We start from the raw sequence: 9,470 nt of genomic DNA on the forward strand, positions 1-9,470 counted from the left end.
GAGACTTGCGGGACATGAGGATATTTCTCTCGATCGGATGAAGGCCGGGCGACCCTGGGCGGGACGCCGTGGGTCGCTTACCTCTGCTTGATCGAACGAGAGGACAAAAGCCGGAACCACTTTTTGAAAAAAAACGCCGCGGTCTGTGACGGGCGCCTTGCGGGGGCCGCCGGCCCTAGGGCCGGGCCTCCACCGAGGTCCACCAGGGAAGGCTGCGGCGGATCCGGATGGGCAGGGCGGCGGCCAGCATCGCCAGCGCGCGGTCGGGCTCGGTCAGCGGGTAGCTGCCCAGCACCCGGATGCCGGCGACATCGGCGCTGGCGCCCAGATGGCCGCTCTGGTAACGGGCCAGCTCGCGCAGCACCTCGGACAAGGGAATGTCCTGCGCGATCAGGATGCCCCGCGACCAGGCCTCGCGGGCCGGATCGGCCGGCGCGCCGGCGTCGATGGCGGTGCGTGAATAGCGCGCCTGCCGGCCCGCCGACACCACCTGGGTCAGCCCGCCGTCGGCGGTGCGGATCTCCACCGCCCCCTCATACACCGCCAGCAGGGCGTCGGCGCCGTCGATGCGCACGGTGAAGCGCGTGCCCAGCGCCCGCAGCTGGCCATACGGCGTCGACACCAGGAACGGGCGGGCGGGATCGGGCGCGGTCTGGATCAGCACTTCCCCCGAGCGCAGCACCAGGCGGCGCACCTGCGCGTCATAGTCGTCGTCGAAGGCGCTGGCGGTATTGAGCCAGACGCGGGTGCCGTCGGACAGCGCCAGTTCGCGGATTTCGCCCGTGCCGGTGCGGTGGTCGGCCATCCAGGCCAGCGCCAGGTCCGGCACCGGACTGTGGCGCACGGTGATCCAGGCCAGCGCGCCGCCGCCGGCCAGGCCGAGCACAACGCGGCGCCGGGTCAGGCGCGCCCGGGCCAGGCGGTAGGCCTCGGTGGCCGGACGCCGCACCGGGCTGCGCTGGATCGGATCGAAGCGCTGGCTGATGCGTTCGACGTACGACCAGGCTTCGCGGTGGCGGGCATCGGCATCCAGCCAGGCCTGCCAGCGGCCGTGGTCGTCCGCGGCGGCCTGGCCGGAGCGCAGCAGCGCATACCATTCGGCCGCCTGTTCCAGCGAATCGTCGATCGCGCCGTACAGGCCGGGCGCGGCCAGGGGCGAGGGCGAGGTCATGCGCCGCCGGCCGCCAGCCGGGCTTCCAGGCGCAGGCAGTGCAGCATCGCCTGCGCCACGTATTTGCGGACCATGCGGCTGGACACCTGTAGCTCGTCGGCCACTTCCTGGTCGGTCATGTCGCAGGCCACGGCCAGCACGAAGGCCGTGGCGGCCTTGGGCGGCAGGCTGCGCAGCATGTCGTCGATCTCGTGCAGGGCCTGCATCACCATGGCCTGCTGTTCCGCCGACGGCGCCACGGGTTCGGGCTGCGCGGCCAGGGTTTCCAGCCAGGCCTGCTCGATTTCGCGGCGGCGCCACAGGTCGATGCACAGGCCGTTGGCCATGGTGCGCAGGTAGACGCGCGCCTGTGGCGCGGTGTCGAAGCGCCGCGGCCGCGCCAGCAGCCGCATGAAGGCGTCATGCGCCAGGTCGGCGGCATCGCAGGCATTGCCCAGCCGCCGGCGCAGCCATCCCTGCAGCCAGGCATGGTGGCTGGTGTACAGGGTCTCGATGGTGGGGGTGGAGGCGGACTCCGGCTGGCTCACGATGGGCAATGCTGCGGCCGCCGCGGCGGCCAGGGGAATTGTCAGGAAACGAGAATTGTAATTATTTTTACTAATAGAGCAATCCGGGTGTTGCGGGCCCGCATCGGGCGGGCCGGCGGCGCCGGCCGGTGCGGCGCCCCATGTCACCGAATTGAGACGAATGAGCATGACAGGGCGACTTCATGATTCATTTGATATCACCATGCCGCGCATACTGCCTCCATGGCGTCAGGCATCGGGCCACGCCGGTTTTCAGGAGCAGGACATGCTGGATTGGGTGAACTACCAAAAGGAACTGATGGGCCGCATCGGCGAGCTGGGCGCGTTGACGCCCGATACGCTCAAGGGCTACCAGGCGCTGTCGGCGGCCGGCGCCAAGACCGCGCATCTGGACGCCAAGACGCGCGAGCTGATCGCGCTGGCGGTGGCCGTGACCACGCGTTGCGACGGCTGCATCACGGTGCACTCGGCGCAGGCGCTCAAGCACGGCGCCACCCGCGAGGAAATCGGCGAGGCGCTGGGCGTGGCGGTGGCGTTGAACGCCGGCGCGGCCATGGTGTACTCGGCCCGCGTGCTGGACGCCGTCAGCGCGCACCAGCCGGGCTGAGGCGGATGCACCGGCCTCAATCGTGCCGGTGCATGGCCGACTGGTGTTTGGTGTCGCGCATGGTCGCGTACACCAGCAGCGAGATGAAGATGACGCCCGCCAGGTAGTAGTAGAACCACTGCTCGTGGCCCTGCTGCTTGAACCACAGCGCGATGGCGGGCGCCGTGCCGCCGAAGATCGACACGGTGATGGCGTACGGCACCGCCACGCCGGTGGCGCGGATGTTGGTGGGGAACAGTTCGGCCTTCACCACCGCGTTGATCGAGGTGTAGCCGGCCGTGAAGATCCAGGCCGCGCAGATCAGCAGGAAGGCGATGAATGGCGAGCGGGTCTGCGACAGCGTCATCAGCAGCGGCACGGTGAGCAGCGCGCCCGCGATGCCGAAGAACACCAGCAGCGGCTTGCGCCCGATCCTGTCGGACAGCGCGCCGTACAGCGGCTGCAGGATCAGCGCGAAGATCAGCGACGCGGCGATCACGTAGGTGGTGACGATGTCCGAGAACCCGGCGGTCTGCCGCACGAAGGTCTGCATGTAGGTGGTGAAGGTGTAGAACGCCGCCGTGCCGCCGGCCGTCAGGCCGACCACGATCGCAACTTCGCGCGGGTAGCGCAGCAGGCCGCGCAGCGAACTGGTCCGGGGCTTGCTCTGGCTGGCTTGCTTGTAGGAGTCGGTCTCGGGCATGTCGCGGCGCATGACGGCGGTGATGATGGCCAGCATGGCGCCGATCACGAACGGAATGCGCCAGCCCCATTCCACCAGCTGCTCGTGCGTCAGGAACACGTTCTGCAGCAACAGCAGCACCAGGATGGCGCAGAGCTGGCCGCCGATCAGCGTGACGTACTGGAAGCTGGAATAGAAGCCGCGGTGTTCCGGGTCGGCGATCTCGGTGAGATAGGTGGCGCTGGCGCCGTATTCGCCGCCCAGGCTCAGGCCCTCGATGACCCGCGCCAGCGCTAGCAGCGCCGGCGCCGCCAGCCCGATGGACGCGTAGGTGGGCGTGACCGCGATGATCAGCGAGCCCACGCACATCATGCCCACCGAGACCATCAGCGACAATCGTCGCCCGTGGCGGTCGGCCAGGTGGCCGAACAGCCAGCCGCCCAGCGGCCGCACGATGAAGCCGGCGGCGAACAGCGTGGCGGCGTTCAGCTGCTGCACGACGGGGTCGTGCGAGGGGAAGAAGGCGGGGGCGAAGTACAGGGCGAAGGCGGTATAGGCGTAGAAGTCATACCATTCGACCAGGTTGCCCATGGAGCCGACGAAGATCGCCTTGATGCGGCGCTTGGCGTCGGGCATGTCGAGATACGCTTGGCTCATATCTGTCTTCCACGGAGACGGTACCCGCCTATCTTGCGCCTGCCGGCGCAAAAATGCACCCCTGCGCTTGTCCGGGAATTCCGTTCAGCTTGGTGTCAATAATCGCCGCGACGCAGGTATGCGGCTTGCAGCCCCTCGCGCTGTGCGTGTGGCCGCGCGGATTTCCTGGCGGGTTGCGCGGTCGCGTTGCGGTTGGGGCGCGCCTACTTGTGCGGCGGTTCGATCACCGTGCAGGCGGCCGCGCCGGCGGGCGCCTGCGCATCGTCGCCGAGCAACGCGCGCGCGCCGCAGACCGAGCCGAACATGCCCTTGTACTCGTGGCCGACGCCGGTCACTTCGAAGCCGGCGCGGTGCAGCGTCACCGGCCGGTTGCCGCGCGCGGCGACGATGCGTTCGTATTGCAGGTAGGCGGTGCCGCGCGCCAGCCGGGTGGCGCCCTGGGCCTCGGCGCCGCAGGTCTTGTCCAGCAGACGGTGCTCGGGATTGTTGTCGGCGCCGCCCAGCAGGTAGGTGACGTCGCGCGCCGCGTAGCGGATGAACAGGCGCGTGTCGTCGGTTTCCTGCGCGAACGGGGGCAGCTTGTCGGTGCCGTACTTGTACTGGTTGTAGGTCGGGCAGATGCCGCGCTCGTAGGGCGCGTAGCCCTTGCCGTCGGGGCGCGGGCGCTCGCGGGTCAGGTACAGATAGGAGGAGGGATTGGCGATCACGTAGCGCACGGCGATGCCGTCGCGCCGCAGCGGGCCGTCGATCTGGTTCAGCACGGCGTAGCGCTGCACCAGCTGGCCGCCGCCGGAATGGCCGGCCAGCACGATGCCGGCCAGGGTCGGCAGGCGCTTGCGGTCGTCCAGGCTGCGCAGCAGGTCGTCGATGACCTGGAACGCGCTGACCGGCGCCGGCCGGCCGTTGGCCTGCACGCTGTCGTCGCCATCTTCCCAGCTGGATTTGCGCCAGGCCGCCATGCCGGCGAAGCCCGAATCGATCACGCCGACGAAGCGCGGCGCCAGGATCAGGGTGTCGTTGGCCCGCGCCGGATTGGCGGCCAGCACCGTGGCGGCGGTCTCGTAATAGGCGTCGGCGTTGCGCTTGACGCCGTGGAACACGATCACGATTTGCTTGATATCGCGCAGGTCGCCGCGCGCCAGGTTCCGGTTAGCATAGACCGGTACCTTGTAGCGGTGGCCGGGCTTGCCCAGTTCGAGCGTCTGCCAGCGCGGCACCACCACCCGCTTGGGCGCGGGCACGGGTTCGTCGTAATCGTAGGGATCGGGCAGCGGCGTCTGCGCGCGCGCCGCCAGGGGCAGCAGGGCCGCCAGGGCCAGCGCCGCCGCGCTCCAGGCCCGGCGCGAGCGCAACAGGCGCGGCGCCGGGTACGGCTGTGCGGCGCCGGGTGCGGCGGTGCGGCGCATGGCGCGGGCGGGCGTCAGCAGCCCTCGTGGCCCAGCAGTTGCTTGAGCGCGGGCTGGTCCAGGATACGGACTTCGCGCTGGTTGATGCGGATCAGGCCGTCGCGCGCGAAGCGCGAGAACAGCCGGCTGACCGTTTCCAGCGTCAGGCCGAGATAGTTGCCGATTTCCTCGCGGCTCATGCGCAGCACGAATTCGGTCGACGAGTAGCCCAGCGACGCATAGCGTTGCGACAGGTTGAGCAGGAACGCGGCCAGGCGCTGTTCGGAGCGCATCGAGCCCAGCGACGCCAGCATCTGGTGCGAGCGCGTGATCTCGCGGCTCATCAGGCGGCGGAACTGCTGCTGCAGCGAGGGCAGGTGGGTGGCCACGCGGTCGACTTCGTTCAGGCGGATCACGCAGACTTCGGAGTCTTCCAGGGCCACGGCGGCCGAGACGTGCTTGCCGTCCAGCATGCCGTCCATGCCGACGATCTCGCCGGGCAGGTGGAATCCGGTGATCTGGATCTGGCCGGTGGCGTCTTCGAGCTGCGTTTCAGGCTGCCGAAGCGCACGCCGTAGACGGCGTCCAGGGGGGTGATCCAGCGAATACAGCGTCTTGCCCTTTTCGAGGCGCACGCGCTCTTTCACCAGTTCGTCCAGCTTTTCTACTTCGGCGGCTGCCATCCCGACCGGGACACACACGTGGCCCAACATACACGTGGAACAGTGGGCGGCATCAGGGGCAACGGGAACCCGTTTTTGCATACGATGACCTTTATAGTGCCCGGACCCGGCGGGTAGCCTGGACGGGCTTAAAGCGTGAAGACAGGTACCCATTGTAGTCCGTTGTTACTACGGGTGTCTTACGGGGCGTTTTGCAGCGCATTTCTACGGCGGCATCCGGCCCGGGCGGGCCTGGCGGTAGGTCACCCAGTCATCGCCGTCGATGTCCGTCGCGGTCCCGCGCCACGCCGGGTCGATGGGGTAATACTCGCAGGCCACCGGAGCGGCATCGGGCGCCAGCGGCCGGGCCAGCACCGGCCGGCGCACGAAGCAGCCGGGGCGGTCGGGGGGGCGTATTCCTCGATCTCATCCATGAGGGCGACCAGGGCCGGGTCGACCTCGTAGATGTCGCCCAGCACCCGCCGGTCGTCGGCCACCGGGAGCAATCCGGGCCAGTCGCCGAAATCCACCAGCATGCCGGGCACCGTGGCCGGGCCGACGTGGCGCGCCGGCGGCAGGCCGCGGCGCGCGGCGGCCTGCGCCAGGTCATTGATTTCGCCGGCGCGTAGCGTGCCGTAGACAAAAACGTATATGCTCATAGGGCAGATTGTTGCTGTACGCGGATGTGTTAACAGACCCAAATCCCTGCGGCCGACGAGGTATTGAAATTCTCGCATCCGGCCGCATATTCAGGTCATCGAGCCCGCCGGCGCGTATCGGTCAGGCTCACCAACAAGCCACAAACGACCATTATGCGATTCGACAAACTGACCACCAAGTTCCAGCAAGCCCTGGCCGACGCTCAGAGTCTGGCCGCCCGCAACGATCACCCCTACATCGAGCCCGTCCACGTGCTGTCGGCGCTGCTGTCCGACGCCGACAGCGGCGCCGGTAGCCTGCTGGCGCGCGCCGGCGTGGCCGTCAACCGGCTGCAGCCGGCTCTTGACGCCGCGCTCAAGGCGCTGCCCCAGGTGCAGGGCGATGACAACGTCCAGGTCGGCCGCGACCTGCAGGGCGTGCTGACCCGCACCGACAAGGAAGCCGCGCGCCGCGGCGACACCTACATCGCCAGTGAGCTGTTCCTGCTGGCCCTGGCCGACGACAAGGGCGAGGCCGGCCGCATCCTGCGCGAAGCGGGCCTGCAGAAAAAAGCCCTCGAGGCCGCCATCGACGCCGTGCGCGGCGGCGAGAACGTATCCGGCGCCGAAGGCGAATCCAACCGCGAGGCATTGTCCAAGTACACCATGGACCTGACCGAGCGCGCCCGCCAGGGCAAGCTCGACCCGGTCATCGGCCGCGACGACGAAATCCGCCGCACCATCCAGATCCTGCAGCGCCGCACCAAGAACAATCCGGTCCTGATCGGCGAACCCGGCGTGGGCAAGACCGCCATCGTCGAAGGCCTGGCGCAGCGCATCGTCAACGACGAAGTGCCCGAGACCCTGCGCGGCAAGCGCGTGCTGTCGCTCGACCTGGCCGCGCTGCTGGCCGGCGCCAAGTTCCGCGGCGAATTCGAAGAGCGCCTGAAGGCCGTGCTCAAGGAACTGTCGCAGGACGACGGCAGCAACATCGTCTTCATCGACGAGCTGCACACCATGGTCGGCGCCGGCAAGGCCGAGGGCGCGATGGACGCCGGCAACATGCTCAAGCCGGCGCTGGCGCGCGGCGAGCTGCACTGCATCGGCGCCACCACGCTGGACGAATATCGCAAGTACATCGAAAAGGACGCCGCGCTCGAACGCCGCTTCCAGAAGGTGCTGGTCGACGAACCCGATGTCGAGTCCACCATCGCCATCCTGCGCGGCCTGCAGGAACGCTATGAAATCCACCACGGCGTCGAGATCACCGACCCGGCCATCGTGGCCGCGGCCGAACTCTCGCACCGCTACATCACCGACCGCTTCCTGCCCGACAAGGCCATCGACCTGATCGACGAGGCCGGCGCCCGCATCCGCATGGAAATCGACTCCAAGCCGGAAGTGATGGACAAGCTCGACCGCCGCATCATCCAGCTCAAGATCGAGCGCGAGGCCGTCAAGAAGGAAACCGACGACGCCTCCAAGCGCCGCCTGGGCGTGATCGAGGACGAGCTCGAGAAGCTGCAACGCGAGTACAACGACTTCGAGGAAATCTGGAAGGCCGAGAAGGCCGCGGTGCAGGGCACCCAGGCCATCAAGGAAGAGATCGACAGCGTGCGCGCCGAAATGGCCGAGCTGCAGCGCAAGGGCCAGTTCGACAAACTGGCCGAGCTGCAGTACGGCAAGCTGCCCGACCTGGAGGCGCGCCTGAAGGCGGCCGAAGTCGGCGCGGCCCAGGCGGCCGAGGAAGCCGAGGGCGGCGAAGGCCGGCCGCGCCTGCTGCGCACCCGTGTCGGCGCCGAGGAAATCGCCGAGGTCGTGTCGCGCGCCACCGGCATCCCGGTGTCCAAGATGATGCAGGGCGAACGCGAGAAGCTGCTGCACATGGAGGAATACCTGCACAAGCGCGTGGTCGGCCAGGACGAGGCCGTGCGCCTGGTGTCCGATGCCATCCGCCGTTCGCGCGCCGGCCTGGCGGATCCGTCGCGTCCCTATGGGTCGTTCCTGTTCCTGGGCCCCACCGGCGTGGGCAAGACCGAGCTGACGCGCGCGCTGGCCGAGTTCCTGTTCGACTCCGAAGAGCACATGATCCGCATCGACATGAGCGAATTCATGGAGAAGCACTCGGTGGCGCGGCTGATCGGCGCGCCGCCCGGATACGTGGGCTACGAAGAGGGCGGCTACCTGACCGAGGCCGTGCGCCGCAAGCCGTACAGCGTGGTGCTGCTCGATGAAGTCGAGAAGGCCCATCCGGACGTCTTCAACGTGCTGCTGCAGGTGCTGGACGACGGCCGTCTGACCGACGGCCAGGGCCGCACGGTGGACTTCCGCAACACCGTCATCGTGATGACGTCGAACCTGGGTTCGCAGCACATCCAGACGCTGGCCGGCCAGCCGTACGACGTGGTCAAGGAAGTGGTCTGGGGCGAGCTCAAGCAGACGCTGCGGCCCGAGTTCCTGAACCGCATCGACGAAGTGGTGGTGTTCCACGGACTGGAAGCGCAGCACATCGAGTCCATCGCCCGCATCCAGCTGCGCCGCCTGGCCGAGCGCCTGGAAAAGCAGGAGATGCGGCTGGAAGTGACCGAGCCCGCGCTGGCCGAACTGGCCCGCGACGGTTTCGATCCGGTGTTCGGGGCGCGTCCGCTCAAGCGCACCATCCAGCAGCAGATCGAGAACCCGGTCGCCCGGCTGATCCTGGAAGGCCAGTTCGGTCCGCGCGATGTGGTGCCAGTGGATTGGCGCGACGGCAAGTTCGTGTTCACGCGCACGTTGCAGTAAACCTGGTCACATCGCCCTTTTCGGGCGCACAAAAGAAGCCCCGCAGGCAATTGCTTGCGGGGCTTTGTCTTGGGCGTCGGCGCCGCGGATGCGGCGCCGGCCAACGGTTTCACGGGGTGGCGTAATCCTGCCGCTGGTTGCCCAATTGCCGGCCCAGGCCTTGCAGCGTCCGCAACACCAGCGCCAGGCCGCGCCGGGTGTCCTCGTCGCGCGACAGCTGGAACAAGCCGCCCAGGCCCGGCGGGCGCGCCTCTTGCAACCCCTGCGCCTGGGCCACGCGCCAGGCATTGGAGAGGGTCCAGGCCACGCCCGTGGCCTGTTCCGACAGCGTGCCCAGTTTTTCCACCATGGGCGCATCGAGCAGGTCGACCAGGTCGGACG

Annotated in this window: 9 protein-coding genes; 2 read left to right on the top strand and 7 right to left on the bottom strand. The window is 68.4% G+C overall.

Features of this window, described 5'->3' with window-relative positions:
• Positions 1-175: 175 nt before the first annotated feature.
• Together AOZ49_RS24480 and AOZ49_RS24485 are read right to left on the bottom strand one after the other, a co-directional pair.
• Complete coding sequence (locus AOZ49_RS24480) at positions 176-1,171, bottom strand: FecR domain-containing protein (protein ID WP_054478278.1); 996 nt, start codon at positions 1,169-1,171, stop codon at positions 176-178.
• A complete protein-coding gene (locus tag AOZ49_RS24485; RefSeq protein ID WP_054478314.1) occupies positions 1,168-1,698 on the bottom strand; it encodes a sigma-70 family RNA polymerase sigma factor in 531 nt (176 codons plus the stop codon). Before AOZ49_RS24485 ends, AOZ49_RS24480 begins: the two co-directional genes overlap by 4 nt.
• A gap of 265 nt (positions 1,699-1,963) precedes the next feature.
• Between AOZ49_RS24485 and AOZ49_RS24490 the strand changes: the two genes are divergently transcribed.
• A complete protein-coding gene (locus tag AOZ49_RS24490; protein WP_054430229.1) occupies positions 1,964-2,305 on the top strand; it encodes a carboxymuconolactone decarboxylase family protein in 342 nt (113 codons plus the stop codon).
• 16 nt (positions 2,306-2,321) lie between these two features.
• Here AOZ49_RS24490 and AOZ49_RS24495 read toward each other — a convergent pair whose 3' ends face one another.
• The 4 genes from AOZ49_RS24495 to AOZ49_RS24510 form a co-directional block, all read right to left on the bottom strand.
• Positions 2,322-3,623, bottom strand: a complete 1,302-nt coding sequence (locus tag AOZ49_RS24495; RefSeq protein WP_054478281.1) for an MFS transporter — start codon at positions 3,621-3,623, stop codon at positions 2,322-2,324.
• A gap of 203 nt (positions 3,624-3,826) precedes the next feature.
• The gene (locus AOZ49_RS24500; protein WP_231690435.1) at positions 3,827-5,029 is read right to left on the bottom strand and encodes a hypothetical protein; all 1,203 of its coding nucleotides are present in this window, start codon (positions 5,027-5,029) and stop codon (positions 3,827-3,829) included.
• Positions 5,030-5,043: 14 nt separating this feature from the next.
• Entirely contained in the window at positions 5,044-5,691 is a 648-nt protein-coding gene (locus AOZ49_RS24505) for a helix-turn-helix domain-containing protein (protein WP_369815865.1), read from the bottom strand.
• 242 nt (positions 5,692-5,933) lie between these two features.
• Positions 5,934-6,329 carry a gamma-glutamylcyclotransferase family protein gene (locus AOZ49_RS24510; RefSeq protein WP_231690436.1) on the bottom strand — a complete coding sequence of 132 codons (396 nt, stop codon included), beginning with the start codon at positions 6,327-6,329 and terminating at the stop codon, positions 5,934-5,936.
• Positions 6,330-6,482: 153 nt separating this feature from the next.
• On the opposite strand from AOZ49_RS24510, the gene clpB reads away from it, so the two are divergent.
• The gene (clpB, locus tag AOZ49_RS24515) at positions 6,483-9,089 is read left to right on the top strand and encodes an ATP-dependent chaperone ClpB (RefSeq protein WP_054478283.1); all 2,607 of its coding nucleotides are present in this window, start codon (positions 6,483-6,485) and stop codon (positions 9,087-9,089) included.
• A gap of 109 nt (positions 9,090-9,198) precedes the next feature.
• On the opposite strand, the gene AOZ49_RS33085 is transcribed toward clpB, so the two are convergent.
• Positions 9,199-9,470: DUF1641 domain-containing protein (locus AOZ49_RS33085; RefSeq protein WP_197286773.1), on the bottom strand; the 272-nt coding region annotated here is incomplete at its 5' end.

Origin of the sequence: Achromobacter sp. 2789STDY5608615, assembly GCF_001298995.1 — a bacterium.
GTDB lineage: Bacteria > Pseudomonadota > Gammaproteobacteria > Burkholderiales > Burkholderiaceae_B > Achromobacter > Achromobacter insuavis.